Source organism: Mesorhizobium sp. ES1-3 (genome assembly GCF_020164795.1).
Classification (GTDB): Bacteria; Pseudomonadota; Alphaproteobacteria; order Rhizobiales; family Rhizobiaceae; genus Mesorhizobium.
On record NZ_JAIUGW010000003.1, the window covers coordinates 259,664 to 282,304 of the forward strand.

Annotated in this window: 27 protein-coding genes; 9 read left to right on the forward strand and 18 right to left on the reverse strand. The window is 62.4% G+C overall.

What is annotated here, in order from left to right; all coding sequences use genetic code 11:
• Window positions 1–62: 62 nt before the first annotated feature.
• The 7 genes from cimA to cysS all read right to left on the reverse strand — a co-directional run bounded on the left by cimA (window position 63) and on the right by cysS (window position 6,050).
• Window positions 63–1,685 carry a citramalate synthase gene (gene cimA, locus LB536_RS06555; protein ID WP_224590527.1) on the reverse strand — a complete coding sequence of 541 codons (1,623 nt, stop codon included), beginning with the start codon at window positions 1,683–1,685 and terminating at the stop codon, window positions 63–65.
• On the reverse strand, window positions 1,682–2,632 hold the full coding sequence (pip, locus tag LB536_RS06560; protein ID WP_224590528.1) for a prolyl aminopeptidase: 951 nt from the start codon (window positions 2,630–2,632) through the stop codon (window positions 1,682–1,684). The genes cimA and pip overlap by 4 nt, the downstream gene beginning before the upstream one ends.
• On the reverse strand, window positions 2,629–3,105 hold the full coding sequence (locus LB536_RS06565; RefSeq protein WP_140759309.1) for a GFA family protein: 477 nt from the start codon (window positions 3,103–3,105) through the stop codon (window positions 2,629–2,631). Before LB536_RS06565 ends, pip begins: the two co-directional genes overlap by 4 nt.
• Complete coding sequence (locus LB536_RS06570; RefSeq protein WP_224590529.1) at window positions 3,102–3,593, reverse strand: GFA family protein; 492 nt, start codon at window positions 3,591–3,593, stop codon at window positions 3,102–3,104. The genes LB536_RS06565 and LB536_RS06570 overlap by 4 nt, the downstream gene beginning before the upstream one ends.
• Window positions 3,594–3,599: 6 nt before the next feature.
• The gene (locus LB536_RS06575) at window positions 3,600–3,986 is read right to left on the reverse strand and encodes a VOC family protein (RefSeq protein ID WP_140759304.1); all 387 of its coding nucleotides are present in this window, start codon (window positions 3,984–3,986) and stop codon (window positions 3,600–3,602) included.
• Window positions 3,983–4,333 carry an endonuclease domain-containing protein gene (locus LB536_RS06580; RefSeq protein ID WP_263488892.1) on the reverse strand — a complete coding sequence of 117 codons (351 nt, stop codon included), beginning with the start codon at window positions 4,331–4,333 and terminating at the stop codon, window positions 3,983–3,985. The genes LB536_RS06575 and LB536_RS06580 overlap by 4 nt, the downstream gene beginning before the upstream one ends.
• A 259-nt stretch (window positions 4,334–4,592) precedes the next feature.
• Entirely contained in the window at window positions 4,593–6,050 is a 1,458-nt protein-coding gene (cysS, locus tag LB536_RS06585) for a cysteine--tRNA ligase (protein WP_224590531.1), read from the reverse strand.
• Between the two features lie 415 nt (window positions 6,051–6,465).
• Between cysS and LB536_RS06590 the strand changes: the two genes are divergently transcribed.
• On the forward strand, window positions 6,466–6,621 hold the full coding sequence (locus LB536_RS06590) for a hypothetical protein (protein ID WP_015318552.1): 156 nt from the start codon (window positions 6,466–6,468) through the stop codon (window positions 6,619–6,621).
• Window positions 6,622–6,698: 77 nt separating this feature from the next.
• Here the strand turns inward: LB536_RS06590 and LB536_RS06595 are convergent, their stop codons facing one another.
• Entirely contained in the window at window positions 6,699–7,460 is a 762-nt protein-coding gene (locus tag LB536_RS06595) for an SOS response-associated peptidase (RefSeq protein ID WP_224590532.1), read from the reverse strand.
• 119 nt (window positions 7,461–7,579) lie between these two features.
• Between LB536_RS06595 and LB536_RS06600 the strand changes: the two genes are divergently transcribed.
• The 4 genes from LB536_RS06600 to LB536_RS06615 all read left to right on the forward strand — a co-directional run bounded on the left by LB536_RS06600 (window position 7,580) and on the right by LB536_RS06615 (window position 9,959).
• Window positions 7,580–8,002, forward strand: coding sequence for an NUDIX hydrolase (locus LB536_RS06600; RefSeq protein WP_224590533.1), 423 nt, complete (start codon window positions 7,580–7,582; stop codon window positions 8,000–8,002).
• Window positions 8,003–8,113: 111 nt separating this feature from the next.
• Window positions 8,114–8,491 carry a TIGR02301 family protein gene (locus tag LB536_RS06605; protein WP_140759298.1) on the forward strand — a complete coding sequence of 126 codons (378 nt, stop codon included), beginning with the start codon at window positions 8,114–8,116 and terminating at the stop codon, window positions 8,489–8,491.
• A 352-nt stretch (window positions 8,492–8,843) separates the two neighbouring features.
• Window positions 8,844–9,101, forward strand: a complete 258-nt coding sequence (locus LB536_RS06610; protein WP_140759296.1) for a hypothetical protein — start codon at window positions 8,844–8,846, stop codon at window positions 9,099–9,101.
• A 69-nt stretch (window positions 9,102–9,170) separates the two neighbouring features.
• Entirely contained in the window at window positions 9,171–9,959 is a 789-nt protein-coding gene (locus tag LB536_RS06615; protein WP_181178634.1) for a hypothetical protein, read from the forward strand.
• Window positions 9,960–10,009: 50 nt separating this feature from the next.
• Here the strand turns inward: LB536_RS06615 and LB536_RS06620 are convergent, their stop codons facing one another.
• From LB536_RS06620 to LB536_RS06630, 3 genes are all read right to left on the reverse strand, one after another.
• The gene (locus LB536_RS06620) at window positions 10,010–10,747 is read right to left on the reverse strand and encodes a nucleotidyl transferase AbiEii/AbiGii toxin family protein (RefSeq protein WP_140759294.1); all 738 of its coding nucleotides are present in this window, start codon (window positions 10,745–10,747) and stop codon (window positions 10,010–10,012) included.
• 61 nt (window positions 10,748–10,808) lie between these two features.
• Complete coding sequence (locus LB536_RS06625; RefSeq protein ID WP_140759292.1) at window positions 10,809–11,036, reverse strand: hypothetical protein; 228 nt, start codon at window positions 11,034–11,036, stop codon at window positions 10,809–10,811.
• 63 nt (window positions 11,037–11,099) lie between these two features.
• Entirely contained in the window at window positions 11,100–12,425 is a 1,326-nt protein-coding gene (locus LB536_RS06630) for a dihydroorotase (protein WP_224590534.1), read from the reverse strand.
• 81 nt (window positions 12,426–12,506) lie between these two features.
• Here LB536_RS06630 and LB536_RS06635 point away from each other — a divergent pair, with 81 nt between their 5' ends.
• The 3 genes from LB536_RS06635 to LB536_RS06645 are packed head-to-tail and all read left to right on the forward strand — an operon-like array spanning window position 12,507 to window position 16,203.
• Entirely contained in the window at window positions 12,507–13,367 is an 861-nt protein-coding gene (locus tag LB536_RS06635) for a YgfZ/GcvT domain-containing protein (RefSeq protein ID WP_224590535.1), read from the forward strand.
• Complete coding sequence (locus LB536_RS06640) at window positions 13,367–14,017, forward strand: HD family hydrolase (RefSeq protein ID WP_224590536.1); 651 nt, start codon at window positions 13,367–13,369, stop codon at window positions 14,015–14,017. The genes LB536_RS06635 and LB536_RS06640 overlap by 1 nt, the downstream gene beginning before the upstream one ends.
• Window positions 14,018–14,067: 50 nt before the next feature.
• Entirely contained in the window at window positions 14,068–16,203 is a 2,136-nt protein-coding gene (locus tag LB536_RS06645) for a putative bifunctional diguanylate cyclase/phosphodiesterase (RefSeq protein WP_224590537.1), read from the forward strand.
• Window positions 16,204–16,219: 16 nt separating this feature from the next.
• Here LB536_RS06645 and LB536_RS06650 read toward each other — a convergent pair whose 3' ends face one another.
• Window positions 16,220–17,110 carry a fatty acid desaturase family protein gene (locus LB536_RS06650; protein ID WP_224590538.1) on the reverse strand — a complete coding sequence of 297 codons (891 nt, stop codon included), beginning with the start codon at window positions 17,108–17,110 and terminating at the stop codon, window positions 16,220–16,222.
• A 113-nt stretch (window positions 17,111–17,223) separates the two neighbouring features.
• Between LB536_RS06650 and LB536_RS06655 the strand changes: the two genes are divergently transcribed.
• Window positions 17,224–18,138, forward strand: coding sequence for a LysR substrate-binding domain-containing protein (locus LB536_RS06655; protein WP_224590539.1), 915 nt, complete (start codon window positions 17,224–17,226; stop codon window positions 18,136–18,138).
• A gap of 16 nt (window positions 18,139–18,154) precedes the next feature.
• Here the strand turns inward: LB536_RS06655 and LB536_RS06660 are convergent, their stop codons facing one another.
• The 6 genes from LB536_RS06660 to LB536_RS06680 form a co-directional block, all read right to left on the reverse strand.
• The gene (locus LB536_RS06660) at window positions 18,155–18,301 is read right to left on the reverse strand and encodes a DUF3303 domain-containing protein (protein ID WP_263488893.1); all 147 of its coding nucleotides are present in this window, start codon (window positions 18,299–18,301) and stop codon (window positions 18,155–18,157) included.
• A complete protein-coding gene (locus LB536_RS31050) occupies window positions 18,298–18,432 on the reverse strand; it encodes a hypothetical protein (RefSeq protein WP_263488894.1) in 135 nt (44 codons plus the stop codon). Before LB536_RS31050 ends, LB536_RS06660 begins: the two co-directional genes overlap by 4 nt.
• A gap of 17 nt (window positions 18,433–18,449) precedes the next feature.
• Window positions 18,450–19,913: a RimK family protein gene (locus LB536_RS06665; protein ID WP_224590541.1), complete on the reverse strand. Its 1,464-nt coding sequence runs from the start codon at window positions 19,911–19,913 to the stop codon at window positions 18,450–18,452.
• A complete protein-coding gene (locus LB536_RS06670) occupies window positions 19,913–21,010 on the reverse strand; it encodes a peptidase C39 family protein (protein ID WP_140810241.1) in 1,098 nt (365 codons plus the stop codon). Before LB536_RS06670 ends, LB536_RS06665 begins: the two co-directional genes overlap by 1 nt.
• A gap of 207 nt (window positions 21,011–21,217) precedes the next feature.
• Window positions 21,218–22,009, reverse strand: a complete 792-nt coding sequence (locus tag LB536_RS06675; protein WP_140810211.1) for an anti-sigma factor family protein — start codon at window positions 22,007–22,009, stop codon at window positions 21,218–21,220.
• Window positions 22,006–22,524, reverse strand: coding sequence for an RNA polymerase sigma factor (locus LB536_RS06680; RefSeq protein ID WP_224590542.1), 519 nt, complete (start codon window positions 22,522–22,524; stop codon window positions 22,006–22,008). Before LB536_RS06680 ends, LB536_RS06675 begins: the two co-directional genes overlap by 4 nt.
• Window positions 22,525–22,641: the final 117 nt, after the last annotated feature.

Sequence of the window (22,641 nt, forward strand, 5' to 3'; positions counted from 1 at the left end):
AACCTTGGCAAGACCATCGCAAAGTTCTGATGGATCAATGGACTTTCGCTGATGGTTCAAGCTTACTCCGCCGCCACCAGCCCCGCCATCTCGCGATTCTTCATCAGCTTGTAGATGATCGAATCCATCAGCGCCTGAAACGAGGCGTCGATGATGTTTTCGGAGACGCCGACCGTCCACCAGCGGGCGCCGGTACCGTCATGCGATTCGATGAGAACGCGGGTGATCGCCTCGGTACCGCCATTGAGAATACGCACCTTGAAGTCGGCGAGTTCGAGATCGGAGATCTCGTTCTGGTATCTGCCGAGATCCTTGCGCAGCGCGATGTCGAGCGCGTTGACGGGGCCATGGCCCTCGGCCACCGACATCTTCTCCTCGCCCTCGACCAGCACCTTGACCACCGCTTCCGACACCGTCTTCAACTGGCCATTGGCATCGAAGCGGCGCTCGATCATGCAGCGGAACGAGGTGACGTGGAAGAACTCGGGCAAGCCATGCAACATCTTGCGCGCCAGGAGTTCGAAGGAGGCGTCGGCGCCCTCATAGGCATAGCCCGACGCCTCGCGCTCCTTGACCACGGATATCAGGGCATCGAGCCGGTGATCGTCTTTCGGCACATCGATGCCGCGCCGCTTCAACTCGGCGAGGAAATTGGCCTTGCCGCCCTGGTCGGAGACCATGACGCGGCGGCGATTGCCGACCGATTCCGGCGGCACGTGCTCATAGGTCGCCGGCTCCTTGGCCAGCGCCGAAGCATGGATGCCGGCCTTGGTGGCAAAGGCGGAAGAACCGACATAGGGCGCCTGCGCTTCCGGGGCGCGGTTCAGCAATTCGTCGAAGGCGCGGGACAGCCTGGAGATGCCGGTTAGCACTTCGGCTGAAATTCCAGTCTCGAAGCGGTCGGCGAAAGCCGGCTTCAGCGCCAGTGTCGGCACGATCGAGATCAGATTGGCGTTGCCGCAACGTTCGCCGATGCCGTTCAGCGTGCCCTGGATCTGGCGTACGCCAGCCTCGACGGCGGCAAGGGAATTGGCCACCGCCTGGCCGGTGTCATCATGGGCGTGGATGCCGAGATGCCCGCCCGGAATGCCCGCGGCGATGACCTTTTCAACAACTGCCCGCACTTCCGAGGGCTGCGTGCCGCCATTCGTGTCGCAAAGCACAACCCAGCGCGCGCCCGCATCATAGGCGGTCTTGGCGCAGGCCACCGCATAGTCCGGGTTGGCCTTGAAGCCGTCGAAGAAATGCTCGCAGTCGACCATTGCTTCCTTGCCCGAAGCGACGGATTCCTCGACGGAAGCCTTTATAGACTCGAGGTTCTCCTCGTTGGTACAGCCGAGCGCCACACGGACATGATAGTCCCAGCTCTTGGCGACAAAGCAGATGGCGTCCGACTTCGACTGGACGAGTGCCGCCAGCCCCGGATCGTTGGAGGCAGAAACCCCAGCCCGCTTGGTCATGCCGAAGGCGACGAATTTCGCGCGTGCCGTGCGTTTCTGCTGGAAGAAGGCGGTATCGGTCGGATTGGCGCCGGGATAACCGCCTTCGACATAGTCGAAGCCGAACTCGTCGAGCAGTTTGGCAATCGCGATCTTGTCCTCGACCGAAAAGTCGATGCCCGGCGTCTGCTGGCCATCGCGGAGCGTGGTGTCGAAGAGGAACAGGCGCTCACGGGTCATCGTCATTTTCCCGCAAACTTGTCCGTAGCCCGGATCAGTTGGTCGAGGATGCCGGGCTCGGAATAGGCGTGGCCAGCGCCTTCGATCAGATGAAAGTCCGCCTTCGGCCACGCCTTGTGCAGCGCCCAGGCGTAGCGCGCCGGGCACGGCATGTCGTAACGGCCGTGGACGATGGTGCCGGGGATGTCCTTGAGCTTCCCCGCATCGCGCAGCAACTGCCCCTCCTCCAGCCAGCCGGCATGGACGAAATAGTGGTTTTCGATGCGGGCGAAGGCGACGGCGTAGTCGTCCTCGCCAAACGGACCGCTGGTTTCAGGCTCCGGCAGCAGGGTGATCGTCTCGCCTTCCCACAGGCTCCAGGCGCGGGCGGCCTCTATCTGAGCCTTGCGATCGGACCCGACCAGCCGCTTGCGGTAGGCGGCCATCATGTCGCCGCGCTCGGCCTCGGGAATCGGTGCCAGGAAACGCTCCCATTTGTCGGGAAACATCTCGGAGACGCCGAACTGATAGTACCATTCGAGCTCCGCACGGGTCAGTGTGTAGATGCCGCGCACCATCAGTTCGCTGACGCGATCAGGGTGTGTCTCGGCATAGGCGAGCGCCAGCGTCGAGCCCCAGGAGCCGCCGAACACCAGCCATTTATCGAAGCCGGCCATTTCGCGCAGGCGTTCGATGTCGGCAACGAGATGCCAGGTCGTGTTGGCCTCCAGCGAGGCGTTCGGCGTCGACTTTCCGCAACCGCGCTGATCGAACAGGATGACGTCGTAACGCTTGGGGTCGAACAGCCGCCGGTGTTTTGGCGAGATGGTGCCGCCCGGCCCGCCATGCAGGAACACGGCCGGCTTGGCGCCCTTGGTGCCGGACCGCTCCCAATAGACCCTATGGCCGTCACCGACATCAAGCATGCCCGAGTCGAACGGTTCGATTTCCGGGTAGAGGGTGCGCAAGCTCATAGTTTCAGGCCCTGTTGCGGCCAGTTGGCCGTTTCGTGATCGGGATGCTGGAAGGAGATGATCTGCTCCTGCCGCGCGTAATAGTCGGGATCCTGGTGGACGGGCTGGTCAAAGATCGTCTCCACCCAAGGTAGCCGTGCCGCATAGTTGACCTGGATCCGCGGCGCCAGATCGGAGCGGTCGTCGAAGGCGCCGATGGCGATCTCGAGCCCGCCGGGCTGGCGGTAGGTCAGCGGCGTGCCGCACCGGGCGCAGAAGCCGCGATCGATGTTGACCGACGACTGGAAATAGCTCGGCTCCTCATGGGTCCATTCGACACCATCCTTGGGCACCGTCACCAGCGCGCCAAAGAAGGAGCCGAACTGTTTCTGACACATGCGGCAATGGCAGATGGACGGGCGTCCCAGCGCCCCCTTTATGCGGAAGCGCACGGCGCCGCATTGGCAGCCGCCGGTTCGGACGGTCTCGGTCATGGTCTTTCCTCCGGCGGCCATTGGTCGGTGTCGTGGTCAGGGTGCTGATAGGAGACGAGTTCGGCGAGATAGGGGGCCGAGCCCATATCCGCCATCGTGTCCTCGCCCGGCAATCGCGGAATGGAATCCACATAGGGCAGTTTTGCTTCCGTGCCCCATTGGATGGTCGGCGCGATACCAGCAGGGTCGTCGAAGGCGGCGATCGCCAGCGCCATGCCGTCGGGCGCCTCGAAGGTCAGCGGCGTGCCGCAGTCGGCGCAGAAGCCGCGCCGGGCGGCATTGGAGGACCGGAACCGCTTGGGCTCGCCGCGCGTCCAGTCGAGCTTGGCGCCGCGCACCGAGACCAGCGGCAGGTAGAAATTGCCGCTGGCCTTCTGGCACATGCGGCAGTGGCAGACCGAGGCGTCGCCAAGCGCGCCTTCGACGCGGAAGCGCACAGCGCCGCACTGGCAGCCGCCGGTGTAGACCGGCCGGTTGTCGAGGCTCATCGGTTTTCACTCCGGATCATGGCAGACCGCCTCGACATTGTTGCCATCGGGATCGAAGACGAAGGCGCCGTAGTAGTTGGGGTGATAGTGCGGACGCAGGCCCGGCCCACCATTGTCCATGCCGCCGGCTGCAAGGGCGGCGGCATGGAAGGCGTCGACCTCGGCGCGGCTGCGCGCGGTGAAGGCGACGTGCTGGTGATCCCGGGGCTTTTCCCTGGCCGCGCTCAGCCAGAACACCGGCCGGTCGCGGCCATAGCCACCGACCTTGGCGCCACCGGTGTATTCCTGCGGGACCATGTAAAGCAGCGAGGCGCCCAGCGGCGCCATCGCCTTGTCGTAGAAGGCCTTGGACGCATCGAAATCGGAAACGGCGATGCCAAGATGGTCGATCATGGAACGAGCTCCTCCGTTGCTGGTTCGCCCGGCGACATTTCGGCATTGGTCAGGCCAACCGAGATGACAATGTGCTGGCAGACATTGTCGATATCGCGAATGATGTCGTCGTTCCAGAAGCGCAGGATGGTCCAGCCCAGCGCCTTAAGCTTCGCGGTACGCGCCGCATCCATTTCCGAGGCTTTGGCCGTTGCGTGTTGGGAGCCGTCAATCTCGACGATCAGTTTTTTGGTCGGGCAAGCAAAGTCGACGATGTAGCCACCGATCGGCATCTGGCGCCTGAAAGCCAAGCCCATAAGGCGATGCGCTCTGATCTCATTCCAAAGTTTGAGTTCGGCATCGGTCATTGCCTTGCGCATCTTGCGCGCATTGCCGCGATTGATGGCGGACACTGGATAATGCGTCACGGCAGTTCGCCCCCCTCTGCCCTGCCGGGCACCTCCCCCTCAAGGGGGGAGATCGGCAGCTTCATCGATAGCGCCGAACCTTCAACGTCGACGATTGGCGAAAGCTGAAGCGGCATCCAATCTCCCCCCTTGAGGGGGAGATGTCCGGCAGGACAGAGGGGGGCGCCTCGCGAAGACCTCTCCATTCCCGCCATCATCCTCACCGCTTGATCTCCCACGTCGTTACGCGCTCGCCGGTGACCGGGTCCTTGCCGTCCTTCAACTGTACACCTTGCGCCAGAAGTTCATCGCGGATGCGGTCGGCCTCGGCCCAGTTCCTGGCGGCGATGAACTGTAAGCGCCTGGCGATGGCTGCAGCAATCGCGGCCTCGTCGACCTTGGCCGCGCCCACGTCGAAACCGAGGAATGCGAGCGAGGTTTTCAAGGAAGCCGCAGCGCCATTCTCGCCAGCGCCGCTGCCATCAAAGTCGGTCGCCTCGCCGGCAAGCTGGGTGAGCTGCTGGAAGGCCGCGTAGGTCGCGAGATCATCCGACAGCGCCTCCACGACCTCCACCGGCAACTGACTTCCCGCCGCCGGCGCCAGGTCCGCCGCGCGTTTCCATTTGCGCAGCGTGTTTTCCGCCTCCTCCAGCTTGCGCACGGAAAAGTCGATCGGCTCGCGATAATGCGTCATCAGCATCGCCAGCCGCAGCACATCGCCGGGCCATTTGCGACCACCAAAAGTGTCGGTCTCCAGCAACTCGTGGATCGAATAGAAATTGCCGAGGCTCTTCGACATCTTCTGGCCCTCGACCTGCAGGAAGCCATTGTGCATCCACACATTGGCCATGACCGACGTGCCGTGGGCGCAGCGCGACTGGGCGATCTCGTTCTCATGGTGCGGGAAGATCAGATCGAGGCCGCCGCCATGGATGTCGAAGACCTCGCCGAGATAGGCAGCCGACATGGCCGAGCATTCGATATGCCAGCCGGGCCGGCCCCTGCCCCATGGACTTTGCCAGCCAGGCTCCTCCGGCGATGACAGTTTCCACAGCACGAAATCGCCGGGGTTCCTCTTGTGCGCGTCGACGGCGATACGGGCGCCAGCCTGCTGCTCGTCGAGATTGCGTTTCGACAATTGCCCATAGTCCGGCATCGACGCCGTATCGAACAGAACTTCGCCTGCCGCGACATAGGCATGGCCGCGTCCGATCAGGCTTTGAATCAAGGTGATCATGTCGGCCTTGCCGTCGGCGCGTGGCTCGACGAATTCGGTCGCGCGCGGCTCGACCGTCGGCTCCAGGCAGCCAAGCGTGGCGACATCCCTGTGGAACTGATCGGCCGTTTTTTCGGTCACCCGCCGGATCGCTTCGTTGAGCGACAGTGTGCCGGCTGATATCTCGCCGCCGAAATCACGCAGCGCGCGCGCGTTGATCTTGTCGTCGACATCGGTGATGTTGCGCACATAGGTGACGTGCGTCTCGCCATAGAGATGGCGCAGCAGACGGAACAGCACGTCGAAGACGATCACCGGCCTGGCGTTGCCGATATGGGCGAAGTCGTAGACGGTGGGGCCGCAGACATACATGCGCACATTTCTCGGATCGATCGGCACGAAGTCCTCTTTCGTGCGCGTCAGCGTGTTGTAGAGGCGCAGGCCCTGTGATGCGTCAGACATTCCATGCTTCCCGTTCAGAACTTCTTGTCTGGATGGAGCCGGTCCAGCGCCGAGGCGCAAATCAGGCTCCAGCCTGCTGGCCGGGGCGTTTGTCCAATCTGGGGAAGATGAGGCGAAAACGTCCGGACCAGCGCGAGGCTAGCCAATAATGCAAATGCCACAAATGGCGAAAGACGTTTTCATGCGCGGCTTTATCGCCTTGACCAGTGTTGCCGTCAAGTCGCTGATCCCGGGAAAAACATCGCGAGTGCCGGCAAACGTATCGCCCGATCACACGGAATCAGCCAATGAAACATTTTATTAAACATGTCGGCACAGTCATGAAACATTCGCCGGCTAGATCACCAAGCGTCACGATTTGGTCTGATTCAGCAACCAGATCGCATACACGAAAACGTTACCTGGGAAGAGAAACATGCCTCGAAGCAAGCAGGAAGCCAACCGCGCCAAGCAACCGGCGCTGGCCAACCACTATCGTGCCATCGGACCGGCAGCCATTGTCGCCGCCCTTCTTCACACAGCGAAGAAGAAGAAGCCGGCGCAGAAGATCGTATCGCCCCGCGCCGCCTGAAGCGGCGCTCCAGCCGACGCAATCGCCGGCACTGAGGGCGCGAACAGGCGCCCTGGACATGAAGACCACGGGCTTCGCTAGAACAGCGTCAGTTGACTATTGTCCGCGCTGGGCTTCTGGCGCCTGACTTTCTCGGGTTCCGGCCCGATCTCGCCCCTCTCCTGAATTTCGGGTCCGGTGTTGGCGACCTTGTTGACGAGGTCGGAGACAGGAATCGCCTCGAAGAAATCGCGCTGTGCCGGCCGCAGTAGGTCGGCGACATCGCGCGGTTCGCGCGTGCGGCAATCCAGCCAGCGGGCAAAGTCGGAGATATCGATCACCACCGGCATCCGGTCATGGATATGGGCGATATCGGCGTTGGCGTTGACGGTCAGGATGGCGCCGGTATCCATCTCCGATCCGCCCGGCTCGGCATAGGTTTCGATCAGGCCGGCAAAGGCGACCAGCCCGCCATGCCTGGGGCGGATCCAATAGGGCTGCCCCTTCTTGCCTCCGGTCTGCCGCCACTCGTAAAAGCCGGATGCCGGCACCAGCGCGCGGCGGTGGCGCATGGCGGCCTTGAACGAGGCCTTTTCGATCGCACCTTCGGAGCGCGCGTTGAACAGCAGTGGAAACTCCCTGGTGTCCTTGACCCAGGCGGGAAGTAGGCCCCAGCGCACCAGCATCGGCTGCCGGTCCGGCAGGTTGGAGCCGGGCGCGCGGGGGGCGCCGGCGATCGCCATCAACACAGGCTGCGTCGGCGCGATATTGTAACGCGCCGGAAATTCCTCCAACTCGGCAAGGCCCAGAAAGGCAGCGGTCTGGCCCGGCGTGGCGGTCAAGGCAAAGCGTCCGCACATGATGGAGCCTTTCGAATGGTTCGGCTTTGAAAGTGGCTATGGAATGGGGGGCGCGCAACCGGTAATGCTTCCTTCTACCGGGCGATCCACAACAGACCGGTCCTCGAATGAGCCTGATCATGAACGAAGCGCGCAAGACACTCCCCGCCGTCTCGGTCGCCGTCGTGCGGGGGGACAGCGTGCTCCTCGTGAAACGGGCAAAGCCGCCTTCGCAAGGGCTCTACGCCTTTCCCGGCGGCAAGGTCGAAGGCGACGAGACACTGGAGGACGCGGCACGGCGTGAACTGATGGAAGAGACCGGCTTGCGCGCCACCGGCTTTCGCCCGCTTCGGGAAATCCACATCGACGGCAGGGACGACAGCCACCCGGTCGATTATCTCCTCACGGTCTTCGGCGCCGCCTATGCCGGTGGCGAGGCCGTGGCCAGCGACGACGCCGAGACAGCGGCCTTCTATACACTCAAAGAGATGACCCTGTTGCCGCTTGCCGGCTCGGTGTTGGCGGTCGCCGAGGAACTCCTCGGTCACATTCAAACACGCTGACGCCGCACTCAAAAATCGCCTTGCAGGCGACAAATTGTTTCGCCACAAGGCTCATGTTGTCTCGCCAGCCACGACTTGGGCCGTTCGGCAGGCCAAAACGGCTTTGGGCTTATGAACCGTCCGTCGATACTCCTCGCCATTTGCCTTGCCGTCAGCGCGGCCGTCCCGGTACGGCCCGCGTTCAGTGCCGAGTCGCCGTTCGAGCCGGGGCTGATGCGGTTGGCGGAGGTTCTGGGATCGCTGCATTTCCTGCGCAATTTGTGCGGGGAGAAGGGCGACCGGTGGCGGGGCGAGATGGAAAAACTGCTCGATTCGGAAAATCCCGATCCAGAACGCCGCGCCCGCTTCATCGCCAGCTTCAATCGCGGCTACCGCTCCTTCGGCGGCACCTACAGCCGGTGTACCGCTTCGGCCACCGAAGCCATCAGCCGTTATATGAAGGAAGGTGAGACGCTGTCGCGCGACATCGCTTCGCGCTATGGCAACTGAGCATCCATCAAGAGATATAGGCCAGTAGCCAGGGGATCATCCATATATCCGGCTTGTGCCTGTCTATATCTTGGTGCAATCCTGATGTTGCACTTCTGCAACAGCATTAATCAAACGTTACCACGCGAATGCGGAATTAACTCAAACTGAAGGTTTTCGCCCCGCAGGCCGGCCTAATCGGCTAAGTTTGATCCGGGTTGAAACGCAGCTTCGCCGAACACAGTTGGCCCCTGTAAAAGACGATCAAAAAAATGTCGTATTTACAGATACTTACTTGAAGTTGCCTATGAATGGAACAGATCAAGCCTGATCCACACTGATGGGTTGCCGCTTGAAAGGGTGGACATCGCTTATGGAACATGCTGCCAACGATATCGACGCGCTGGTCAGGGAAGAGAAGCGCCTGACGGCGGTTGAGAGCCACAGCGAAGCCTGGGCGGAAGGCCTTTCGGCCGGCATCGAGCCCGAGATCATTGCCGAGGCGGCGCTCGAAACGGCATTCGGCGAAATGCTGCGCGCCAATGGCGAGACCTCGGCCCTTGCCCTGCTGGACCGTATGCGTGAAAAGGTGATTGGTGGCGCCTTCGAACCCGATCGGCTGCGGCACTGAACCAATATCAGGTTCTTTGACGATTGGATGCCGACCGGGCACCATGCCCGGAGCAGGGAGATACGGGCAGTGAATTTTCCGATGTCGGGCAGGTCGAAGGGCCTCGTCCTCTACATCCGCCTCGCCGCTTGCTGCGGTGCGATTGCCTTGGTGACGTGCCTGGCCAGCAGCCCTGCCCATGCGCTGAGCGAGATCAAAAATGAAGAACTCCCCTCCCCGGTCACACCGGCAACGGATGGCGATAGTTCGACGCCCGGAAGCACGGTTCCCATGCCTGCCCCGGTGGGAACGGCGCCTTCGAGCAGCCAGCCGGCCGCCCCGGACGCCGCGGAGCCGGACAGCCCATCGGATGGCGGCAGCAACAGGCCGCGTGTCGATCCCGAGGCGCCCCTGCCGGAAGTCGTCTACGACCTCGGCAAGCTACCCGAGCCCGTGCGGCGCATGCATGACCTGATCATCGAAGGCTGCAAGAGCGGCGACATCGAGAAGCTCAGGCCCTTGATCGGCAAGGGCGACAGTATGACCCAGTTGTCGTTGGCCGACATCGATGGCGACGCCATCGCCTTTCTCAAGGGGCTGTCGGGCGACCCTGACGGCCAGGAGATCCTGGCCATTCTGGAGGAGGTGCTCAGCGCCGGCTACGTCCATGTCGATGCGGGCACGCCACAGGAACTCTATGTCTGGCCGTATTTCTTCGCGCTGCCGCTCGACAAGCTCGACGCCAAGCAGCGGGTCGAGCTGTTCAAGATCGTCACCGCCGGCGATTTCGATGACATGAAGCAGTTCGGCGCCTACATCTTCTACCGCGTCGGCATCACGCCCGCCGGGCAATGGACCTTCTTCGTCGCCGGCGATTGAAGGTGCAGCCTGCTTGCGGCAGGATGCGAGCAGCATCGTAGACAATGTTGCTATTTGAGCGGGCTGGCGGATTCTGCACCGATGCCAGCATCCGGCCAAATGCGAATGCTCTCGTTTCGAAGAACCGAAATGGCACCGCTAGCCTTGTCAGCCTCCATCTGCAGTATCTCGGCTGCGTAACTCAGCTCTACCGTATCCCGAAGCTTGTTGACCACCCACGCAACCTTGTGCCGGACATCCTGTCCATATGCACCCTGGGCCTTCGCTACGGCGTCGCTCGGGATCTCCTGATAGGCGCTGACCAACATTCCAAGGTCAATAGCATCGCGATAGCCGACAGCACGGTCTTGGCATCGGTCGGCATTCGCCAATAACTTCTCGGCGAACATGTCCGAGGGGATCAAAGAAGGAACGTTTAGATCGTCATCGAAACGACCTTGCAATGGGATGCGGGCTTCACGAACGATTTCAAACTTGATCAATTGTCCCTTCAACCGCACCACGGTCCTCAGGCCATACTGATCAATCCGAAAATCTCGAGCAGCTTCGACTGGTTCGGGAAAGAATGCCCTTACCCCGCGTTCGACCGCCGACGTTCGCAATTGGCGATAGCCGTCGGCATCCGCGCACAGAAAATCGACATCCAACGACCGCCGATACTCGCCCAATTTCAACACAATCGCCGTCCCGCCACCGAACCAGCATTGGGTTGCCGTCAGGAAGTCACGGTCCATAAGCGCGAGGGCTTCCGAGATAATCATGTGCTCGGGCTTCCTGAATTTCTTCATGACTTTCGCTCGCACTGTGTCCGGTTGATGTTGCAGATGCGACACGAAGATAGGAAGAGATTTAGCCGGTGGTCAGAAGGATGCCGTGACCGAATTCGCTGGCAAGATTCTGGATAAGCAGCTTTTCGCGCGCCGTAAGCCGTGTTTGATCGACAAAGCGCCAATTGCGCTCGTACAACGCAAATGCTTCGTTGGCCGGGATCAGTCGTGCGACATCGCGATTCCACAAGAGCGCTTGCAGCTCTGGAAACTCGGCGGGGTCAATCATAGGCTCGAGTTGTGCCTTCATGGTGCTCTGAACATAGTGCAGAGCGCTTAAAAATCAAAGACGTGACGCGTCGGCAATGGCCGTCTAACCGGGCAGCGCCTCGGAGAACTCCACCGCCCTGCCCTGGCTAGGTGTAGCGATCTCGCCCTCCCACATGACGCGCGTGCCGCGAATGACGGCGCCGATCGGCCACCCGGTCACCTGCTTGCCGTCATAAGGGCTCCAGCCGGCTTTCGAGCCGGCCTGCGCGTTGGTGATGGTTTCGCGCCGCTTCATGTCGACAATGGTGAAGTCGGCATCATACCCGGCGGCGATGCGGCCTTTCCTCGCCATGCCGAAGATGCGCTGCGGGCCATGGCTGGAGAGATCGACGAAACGCTGCAGGGTCAGCCGGCCGGCATTGACGTGGTCGAGCATGATCGGCACCAGCGTCTGCACGCCGGTCATGCCCGAGGGCGAAGCCGGATAGGACTTTGCCTTCTCGGCCAATGTGTGCGGTGCGTGGTCGGAGCCGAGCACGTCGACAACGCCCTGCGCAATGCCGTGCCAGACGCCGTCGCGATGGCGCTTGTCCCGCACCGGCGGGTTCATCTGGATCAGCGTACCGAGCCGCGCATAGTCGTCGGCGCTCAGCGTCAGATGGTGCGGCGTAGCCTCGCAAGTCGCGACGTCCTTATGATGCTCGAGGAACAGGATCTCCTCGGCGGTCGAGATGTGCAGGACATGGATGCGGGCGCGAACGTCGCGCGCGATGCGGACCAGCCGTTCGGTGCAGCGCAAGGCGGCGATCTCGTCACGCCAGACCGGATGCGATGACGGGTCGCCCTCGATGCGCTCGCCCAGGCGCTCGCGCAGCCGGAACTCGTCCTCCGAATGAAAAGCGGCGCGGCGGCGCGTGTTTCGCAGGATCGAGGCGACACCTTCATCGTCCTCGACCAGCAGGTCGCCGGTGGACGATCCCATGAAGACCTTTATTCCCGCAGCCCCCGGTAAGCGCTCGAGGTCGCCGACGTCCCTGGCGTTGTCACGGGTGCCGCCAACCCAGAAAGCGAAATCGCAATGCATGCGGCCGCTGCCGCGCCGGACCTTGTCGGCAAGCGCTGCCTCGCTGGTGGTCAGCGGGTTGGTGTTGGGCATCTCGAAGACGGCGGTGACACCGCCGAGCACGGCAGCCCGCGATCCCGTTTCCAGATCTTCCTTGTGCTCCAGTCCCGGCTCGCGGAAATGCACCTGGCTGTCGACCACACCGGGCAGGATATGCAGGCCCCGGCAGTCGATCGTCTCGCCAGCCGAGGCCTGGCGTAGATCGCCGATCAAGGCGATGCGCCCGCCCTTCACGCCGATGTCGCGCAGCCCCTCGCCGTCATGATTGACCACTGTGCCGCCTGTCAGGATGAGGTCGTAGGTCATGGTGATGCTCTCTTGCGGGGGGAGTGTCAGCGGCTTACGTAATGGCCAACCGTTTTGCAAGATCAGGCTTTTATCCGCCCCATGTCCTTTGCCCCGCTGAAAGACCGCGCGCTCATCTCCGTCTCCGGCCCGGATGCCGAACACTTTCTGCAAAACATCCTGACCACCGATCTCGATATGCTTGGCAATGGTGAGGCAAAGCCGGGCGCGCTGTTGACGCCGCAAGGCAAGATCCTGTTCGACTTCCTGATCTCACGGGCAGGAGAAAGCGCCTTCAGCATCGAATGCCGTGCCGACGTTTTAGATGATTTCATTCGCCGGCTGATGCTCTACAAGCTTCGCGCCAAGGTCGAGATTGCCAAGTCGGAACAAACGCTTGTCACTGTCGCGTGGGGAAAGGAATCAATCGCCTCAGAAAGTGATTCAACCGCGGTCGCCGACAGGCGCTTTGGCGACGGAGGCGTCACGCGCGTCTATGCCGGTACCGGGGATACCGGCGACATCGCCGCGTGGCAGGCCTTTCGCATCGCCCGCGGCATTGCCGAGAGCGGTGCCGATTATGCACTCGGCGATGCGTTTCCTCATGACGTGCTGCTCGACGAGATGGGCGGTGTCGGCTTCAAGAAGGGCTGCTATGTCGGCCAGGAGGTCGTGTCGCGCATGCAGCATCGGGGCACGGCCCGGCGGCGCGTGCTGATTGTCGAGGCCAGGCTTCCCTTGCCCGCCGTCGGCACCGAACTGACTGTCGAGGGGCGGTCGGTCGGCACGCTCGGCTCGAGTGCCGGCACATCAGGGCTTGCCGTTGCCCGCATCGACAGGGTCAAGGCGGCGTTGGACTTCGGCCAACCGATCCTGGCGGGCGATGTGCCAGTAACGCTCACCATCCCCGCCTGGGCCAAATTCAGTTTCCCGCAGGAAACCGCCGGCGCGGAGGAAGCCTGATGGCGGCGGACCGCGCCGGTGCGCCGCCACGCGCCTGGCAGCGCATGCTGTCCGGCCGCCGGCTCGACCTGCTCGATCCCTCGCCGCTCGACATCGAGATTTCGGACATCGCGCATGGGCTCGCCCGCGTCGCGCGCTGGAACGGCCAGACCAGCGGTGAGCACGCTTTTTCGGTGGCCCAGCATTCACTGCTGGTCGAGGCGCTGTTCAACGAACTGGTGCCGCAGGCTTCGGCCGACGACCAATTGGCGGCGCTGCTGCACGATGCGCCCGAATATGTCATCGGCGACATGATCTCGCCATTCAAGTCGGTGATGGGCGGCAGCTACAAGGACTGCGAATTGCGCCTGCAACGCGCCATCCATCTGCGTTTCTCGCTGCCTCCCGAACCGGCCGCCTTACTGCGCAAGGAGATCAAACGCGCCGACCAGATCGCCGCCTATTTCGAGGCAACGCTGCTCGCCGGGTTTTCGACCGCCGAGGCGACCGAATTCTTCGGCCGCCCGCGCGGTTTTTCCGCTGAGCGCTTCGACTTCGCGCCACGCTCGGTAACCTGGGCACAGACCGCGTTCCTGAAGCGGTTTTCGGCGATTGAGACATCAAGACATCACGTTGCGACATCCGCGCTAGGCCAGAAAACGCTAAATTAACCGAAAGTGTCAACAGTGTGGTGTTCGATCAAGCACCGCAGGGGCACCTCATGCCCGTCGTAAAGGATGGTTCGATCGTCCCGGAACGGGTGGCCGGAGACATGGAGGGGTCGCGCCGCATGCAAGATGAGCTGCGCGAGCAGAACGAACGCTTTTCAGCCGCTGTCGAAAACATGTCGCATGGCCTGTGCATGTTCGACGCCGATGAACGCATGATCATCTGCAACAGCAACTACGTCGACATCTTCCACCTCGACGCCAAGGTGGTGCTGCCAGGCATCCGCTTCATCGACATCCTGCGGCACAGCGTCGAGCTCGGCGTCGCCTCGCAAAGCGCCGACGAGCTCTATGCGATCCGCAAGCCCTATATCGACCAGGCGAAGCCTTCGACCTACGAAGAAATCCTGTCGGACGGCCGTATCATCCTTATCTCGCACCGGCCGCTGGCTTCGGGCGGCTGGGTCTCGATCTACGAGGATATCACCGAACAGCGGCGCGCCGAGCAGGACCTCAAGGAGCAGCATCGCCGCTTCGACGCAGCGCTCGCCAACATGTCGCAAGGCCTGCTGATGTACGACGCCGACGGCAAGATGATCGTGCGCAACGGGCGCTTTCTGGAATTGTACAACGTCACGGCGGCCGACTTCCCGCTTGGAACAACGCATCGCGACGCGCTCGAGCGACTGCTGGAACTCGGTATCTACACGAAGATCGACGTCGACAGCGAAGTCGCCAAGACCGAAGCCTGCCGGCGGGTGGGAAAAATGCATTCGACGTATCGCCATCTTGCCGACGGCAGGACGTTTCTGGTGGTGCGCCAGCCGATGAGTGGCGGCGGTTGGGTGGCGACGTTCGACGACGTCACGGAACGCCGTCTGGCCGAAGAGCGCATGACCCATCTTGCGCATCACGACATGCTGACCGGACTGCCCAACCGATCGATGTTCCGCGAGCGGCTCGATTTTGCGCTGGAGGATGCAGCCGCTACGCCGCTCGCGATCTTCTCGCTCGACCTCGACCGTTTCAAGGCGGTCAACGACACCTGGGGGCATCCCGCCGGTGACTGGCTGTTGAAGAGTGTGGCCGAAAGACTGCAGCGTTGCCTGCGCAATGATGCAGATATGGTCGCCCGCTTCGGCGGTGATGAGTTCGTCGTCATCCAATCCAACTCGGTGGGCATTGCCGATGCCGAGAAACTGGCGAAACGCATCGTCGAGGCAATCGCAAAACCGTTTCGCGACAAGGGCCGGGACATGCATGTCGGCGTCAGCCTGGGCATCGCCGTTTTCCCCGCCGATGGCCGCGACGCCGACACGCTGCTGAAGAACGCCGATACGGCGCTCTATCGGGCAAAGAACGATGGGCGAAACCTCTATCGCTTCTTCGAACCTGGAATGGACGCCGTGGTGCAGGCCCGCCGGGGGCTTGAAGTAGACCTGGAGGCGGCGCTGTCGCGCCAGGAATTCGATCTCGATTTCCAGCCCATCATGAACATCGCCTCCGGCGAGATCATCGGCGCGGAAGCCTTGATGCGCTGGCATTCACCAGCGCGCGGCGGGGTGGAGCCGGATCAATTCATCCCGGTCGCCGAAGAGACCGGACTGATCGTGCCGCTTGGCGAGTGGGCGCTGAGGAAAGCCTGCGCGGTGGCGGCTGGCTGGCCGCCGGGTTTGCGCATTGCGGTCAATGTCTCGGCGGTGCAGCTCAAAAGCAGCGGGTTTGCCCGCATCGTCATCTCGGCTCTGGCCTTTTCCGGCGTGCCGGCCGGACAGCTCGAACTGGAAATCACCGAAACCGTGCTGATGGACGAGAGCAAAGCCGTGCTGAAAACGCTGCGCCAGCTGCGTGAGCTCGGCATCCGCATCGCGCTGGACGATTTCGGCACCGGCTATTCCTCGCTGGGCTACCTCAGGCGTTTTCCGGTCGACAAGATCAAGATCGACCGATCATTCATTCACGACATGGGCAATCGCGACACGGCGGCGATCGTTCGCACCATCATCGGTCTCGGCACCGAGCTTGGCATCGTCGTCACGGCCGAGGGCGTCGAAACCGGGAGGCAACTCGACATGCTGCGCGACAATGGTTGTGTCGAGGCGCAAGGCTATCTGATCGGCGTGCCGTCGAAGGCGGCCGACATCCAGCGTCTGTTGCAATCACGCGCGCGGCGCAGCCAGACCGGCTGACGGCATCGGGACAAGCTCAGCTCAGTGTTTCCAGGTATTTCTCGTGGAAGCTGACGTAGCCGGGCTCGACCACGTTCAGATGCCGCTCGATCAGCGCGTGAAACCGCGGCAATTGGTGAAACGGCACGCCGGGATAGGCATGATGCTCGGCATGGAACGGCATGTTCCAGGCCAGCCTGCGCACCGCCCAGTTGGTCAGCGTCGTCCTGGTGTTTTCCAGCATGTTGGCGACGAATGGACAGCGGCCGTGCTCGGCCAGCAGATAGAGGCGCAGGAACGGCTGCCCGAGCAGAGCGGGAATGATCCAGACATAGAGCAGCACCGTCGCCTTGAACCAGACGGCAAGCGCGAGGACCACGATATAGAACCCGATCATCGCACGTGCCTCGGCACGCACTTTGGGCAGGCCCTTTGGCGGCACATAACCGTCGCGGCAGCTCCCACGCGCATTGGTGTACAGCGTCTTGAAATGCCCCAACCACACCGGCAGGCCCGAGACGTGGACAATGTATTGCCGCAAGGTCTCCGGTTTCTGGAAGGCGAGCTCGGGATCGTTTTCCGGATCCTGCGTGTATCGGTGGTGAGCGAAATGGAAGTAGCGGAACCAGTCGGCCGGCAGCGCGATCGCCAGGCTGCACAGCCGCGCCACGCCATCGTTCAGCCGCTGTGTTTCGAAAGCCGTGCGGTGAACCGTCTCGTGCAACAGCGTGAACAGGAACACGATCAGGATGCCTTGCGGCAGCATCAGCAATGGCCAGAACGGCGCCCTGGCCGCGATCAACGATCCAATGATGACAATCGCACCCAAGTGAGCGCCGAGCTGGAACAGGCCCGCGACATCGGATTTGGCCGTCAGCCGATTGCGCTCTTCCGGTGTCAGTGACGCGATGATGTCGCGATGGTCCATTAGGCTTCGATCCAGGCTGGAGATTGACGAAGACCATTCTAGTTGGCGAAAAAGCTTTCCAAAAACGACGATTCCTGCGATTTGGATAAGGCAAGCTTATCTATCGGGCGGCCATGGTCACATCTCCATCCCTGAAAGGGCTTCAAGCTTTCGAGGCCGCGGCACGTGCCGGCAGCTTTGCCGCAGCGGCGGAAGAGCTCTCGGTCTCGGCCGCCGCCGTCAGCCAGCTTATCCGCACCTTGGAGGAGCAGATGGGCCGCAAGCTGTTTCAGCGGGTCAACCGGCGCGTTGTCCTCACCGAGGCCGGTGCGGAAATGCTGCCGCGACTGACAGTGGCCTTCCAGGAGATCGGCAGCGTCTCGCGCGAGCTGGGCGGCGATGCATTCCGCCCGCGCCTGGTCGTCTCGGTGCCGCCATCCATGGCCATGGGCTGGCTTTCGCAGCGTCTGGCCGGCTTCGTCGCAAGCCATGGCGCCGCAGACATATCGCTGCGAGGCGAGGACGATCCGGTGCCGTTCCGCGAACTGATCGACATCAGGCTCTCCTACGGCCCGCACTATCGCGAGCATCCGACCGAGGACATTGCCAGGGACGCAGTCTACCCCGTCTGCGCGCCAAAGCTTGCCGGCCTGATCAAGGCGGGCGGCGAGCCGCTCGCCGGGCTGCCGCTCATCCACACGGATTGGGGACCGACCGGCGCATCATTTCCGTCCTGGCGCAACTGGTTCGAGGCGACGGGTGCCCAACCTGGCCGAGCGGTGCGGCGCGGCCTGTCGGCCAATTCGTCGCGCGCGGCCCTCGACCTCGCCATTTCGGGGCTGGGCGTGGCGCTGGCGCAAGGGATCTACTGTGCCGAGGCGGTGGAGGATGGCCGGCTGGTCCGGCCCGCCGCGAGCGCGATAGCATTGCGCCAGCCCTATTGCCTGGCCATCCCGGAGCGGAGCGCAAGGCGCGATGTCGTGGCCGCGTTCCGCGATTGGCTGATCGACGAATGCCAGCGCGCCGTCGGCTCGCGGGCGCTGCGCTGAACTGGAGGGGCGATGATCAGAGGTGCCCGCTCAAGGTCGCCGCCATGTCCTTGTTGGGCGCCACGGGCACGATCTCGAACTCGACCAGGTCAGACCATTCGATGACCCAGCGCTGCAGCAGCGTGACGTCATCAGTCTCCCCCAGCAGGAAACAGCGGCTCATATCGGCCGCGATCCAGCTATGATGCACGACAGCTCTTCCGGCTTCAGGCGGCCACGGTCACGGTCACGGAACCGGCGATAGATTTCCTTGCGGTCGCAGCCGGTGAAATCCTCGATGACGATGAACAGCATCTTTTGCCTCGGTTGAGTTACCGTCCCGGCCTGTCCAGCCGCTCCAGGAACCACTGCGTTAGCCGCACCCAGACCTCGTCCTTCTCGCCGGAATCCTCCCAGCCATGATCGAGGTTGGGGTTGTCGTTGACCTCGATGACGAAGACGCCGTCCTTCGTCTCCTTGAGGTCGACGCCATAGAGGCCGTCGCCGATACAGCGCGCCGCCTTCACCGCCGTTTCGACGACATGAGGCGGTGTCTCCTTCAGCGTGAAGGTCTTGATGCCGCCCTGGTCGGGCTTGCCATTGGCCTTGTGGTTGACGATCTGCCAGTGCTTCTTGGCCATCAGATAGTGCACGGCAAACAGCGGCTGGCCACCGAGCACGCCGACACGCCAGTCATATTCGGTCGGGATGAATTTCTGCGCAATCAGAAGATCGGAATCCTCTAGCCATTCGGTGGCAAGCGTCTTCAACTCCTCGAAATTGGCGCATTTCTTGACACCGCGCGAGAACGACGAATCCGGGATCTTCAACACCAGGGGAAAGCCCAGCGTCTGCGCCGCGAGTTCGAGATCAGAGGCGCCGGCGATCATCACCGTAGGCGGCACCGGCACCTTGTTGTAGGCCATCAGTTCGTTGAGATAGACCTTGTTGGTGCAGCGGATCATCGACAGCGGGTCGTCGATGACAGGCATGCCTTCCTGCTGGGCGCGGCGGGCGAAACGATAGGTGTGATTGGAAATCGAGGTGGTCTCGCGGATGAACAGCGCATCGTAATTCGCGAGCTTGGCGAGATCTTTCCTGGTGATGGGCTCGATTTCGACCCCCATCTTCTCGGCGATCTTGGCCCAGTAGCGCAGCGACGATATCTCCGACGGCGGCAATTCCTCATGCGGATCGACCAGCGTGGCGAAGGTGTAGCGCGCCGGGGTGCGGCCCTTGGTGTCGCGCCACTCGCGATTGGTGTAAGTCTCCAGGCACTGGATGAAGCTTTTTTCCTCGTCCTCGGTCATGCGCGCCAGCGGGTGGAGGCCGATCTTGCGGATCGAAGCCCATTCGGCGCTGTCCTTGAGGTGGACCTCAAGCGCCGGCGCGCGGAACCAGTCGAACAACAGCTTTGCGAAACGGTCCCAGACCTTGGATGGGCCGATGCCGAAGAAGATGCAGACCTTCGCCGGGAATACGCCGCCGAGATCCTTGCGGCATTTGTTGAGCGCCAGTTCCAGTTCCGGCAACGCATGCTCGTAGAGCTTGCGTTCCGACAGGTCGATCATCGTCTCGACGGTCGGGATGACCTTGTGGCCGCGCGAACCTGCCAGCAGCGACGCATAATAGCCGCGGCTCTGGTAGCCGTAATTGTTCGACAGGTTGATGACCTTCGGCCGCTGGCCGCGAAACAGCGAGGGATGCGCGAGATAGTCACGATTGGTGATGATCTTGTGCGGTGTCGCCACCTGGTCGAGATCGCTCTGCCTGCCGGTAAGAATGACCCAGGTCATTATCTCTTTCCCAAAGTGATGGCGGCACGCAGTCCGTCGCGGCCGAACTGCGCCATGTTCATGAAGATGCCGTAAGGCACGGGAATGTTGGCGGCATCAAGGATGGTTTCCTGCCTTTCATCCTCGACCCACGGATCGTGGATCAGAATATGATCGCCATCATCGCCGATGGCCAGCACCCAGTGCGGCACCTTCTTGCCAAACATCAGGAAGCCGCTGATCAGCACCAGCACCAGTTTGCCCGCGGCGAGAGCCGCCCTGATATCGTCGATGGTGAACGAACGGTAATTCACCGGGATGCCGTAAAGTTCCGCGCGGCGGCGAAAGTCGACCTGTGCCAATTCCATGATCCGGCGCTTGTCCTCGCTACGCACCGATTGCAGGAACAATGCGCCGTAGAAGGAAACGTAGATCTCCGCCGCAAGCCCGCTTTCGTACCCCGAAACGGCCAGACCGAATGGTTCGCAGCCGCCTGGCCCAGACATCATGAAGACGGTCGTCGCCTCGCGCCAGAGTCGGATTTCCATCACCGGATCGGGCACGAAGCCGCCATCGAAATTGGCCATGGCCATCATCAGGCAGCACGGACCGCAGGTGAACTCGCAGGTCTGCTGATAGAATGGCACCCTGGTGGCGACCGGTAGGTCGCCGCGCAAGGTTTTTTCGTAACGCAGCGCCGTCGCGCCGTCCTCGTAGTACCCCGGCTCGCGGCCGATCTTGCGGTAGCCGGCCTGCTCGTAGATACCGATGGCACGGCCATTGTCCTCGCGCACTTCGAGACGCAGCATCATGCGGTCGTGTTCGAAGGCCGCCTCTTCGGCCGCGGACAGTAATTGGCGTCCCATGCCGAGCCCGCCGAAAAACGGGCCGACGGCTATGGAATAGAGCCGTGCCACCCCACTGCCCTTGCGAAACAGCACGATCGCATAACCCCCGACGCGGCCATCGATTTCGGCGACCAGCGTCTCGGCGGTCTCGCGCTCGATGAACAGTCGGAAGGAACGACGGGAAATGCGGTCGCTCGAGAACACAGCTTTCTCGATGGCGGCGAGATCATCGACGTCGGACGCGCGGGCCTTGCGGATCTCGGCAGGCATGCGGCTTGAGAAAACCTCGATTGCGTTGCGGAAACGGCCCCGGTCAAAAGCGTCGCGAACACCGGCCGAAGCGCCGGTATTCATCAAGCGCTATCGCTCCTTGATTAGGGCCGAATTGTGACAGTTTCCGCCTCGGCAGGGAAGCTGGCAAGCTTTGAACGGAATCGCTGTTTTCAAGCCAGCCGGCCGCGCAAGATCGCAACCGGCTCAGCTGGCGAGACCGGCCAGAAGCTGGCCATACGCACTCTTGGCCACGACCGCCAATTGCTCGCGCGGCAGCGAACCGACGACGGCACAGCCATAGCCCTTGTCCAGCCAGTAGACGGCCTGCGGACCATTCTGCGCCGAAGCGTAGGTGCCCTTGGCATTCTCGGTCGATTCCGCCGTCACGAAGAGGGATATGCGCTCGCCCTTGTCATCTTCGTAGAGCAGCATTGCCGCCTTGCTTTCACCGGCCGGCAGCAGCCGGCCACCGACCAGTTGAAAGCCGTTCGCACTCAAGTCCGGCGCCACCAGCTTCAAGCCGATCTGGTTGGACAGCCAGGTCTGCAGATGATCCTTGTCGCTGGCCGGCACTTCCACCGCATGCCGCTTCTCGGCGGCATAGATGACATGGGCGGCGATCGCCTGTTCAGCGAGTTGATCCTTCGCCTGATCCTCCTGCCCGAGGCCGTCGATGCCGGCAAAGTAGCCGCCAAATCCGCCCGTAGCCAAAAGCACGGCCGCGGCGGCGGCAAGCCACCAGCGCGAGCGTGGCACCGCAACCTTAACAGGCGCTTCGCCGAGCACCACCTTGCGCAAACGCGCAGGAACCGGCTCATCCAGCACGCCGGCAAAGGCTGAGCGCAATGCCTCCCGGTCGGCCGTGAAGCGGGCGCTCCTGGCCTTCATCTCGGGATTGGAGTCGAGCCAGGCATCGTAGGCGGCACGTTCATCTGCCGGCAGTTCGCCGTCCAGCGCCATGTGGATGTCCCGTTCGGAAAAATCTCGGCGGATCATTTCTCGACGATCCTTATGGCACGGCGGCGCGCTGTGTCGTCCAGCAACCCACGCAGTTCCTCACGTCCTCGCGCGATTCGCGACATCAGCGTGCCCGCGGGCACACCCAGAATGTTGGCGGCCTCGGCATAGGAAAAGCCCTCGATGGCAACCATGACCAGCGCTGCGCGGCGATCGGGGCTGATCGCCTGCAATGCGTCGATGATCTCGCGCGAAGCGATGCCCTCCAGCTGTTCGGGCGGCTGGGCAACCGCCTCGCCCGCCTCCAGCGGCAGAATCGCCGCTTCGCCGCGGCGGTTCACCTTGCGCATCTGGTCGATGAACAAATGATGCATGATCGTAAACAGCCACCTCCGAGGGCTTTCTCCTGTCTGCCAGTTGTCGAGCCGCAACAGCGCACGCTCGAGGCAGTCCTGAACGAGATCGTCGGCAGCATCGCGGTCGCGCAAAAGCGAGCGTGCGTAGCGGCGCAGGCGCGGTATCTCGCCAAGGATTGCTGCCTTCTTTTCGTTCATGACCGCTAGTTCTGAGGTCGCCCTTGTTGATCTCGATTGAACGCGCCTTCCCGGCACGGCGCAAGCGGCCAGCGCGAAGCGGTCCACCGCTCCGGTCACCCAAGCAAGGAGATAACG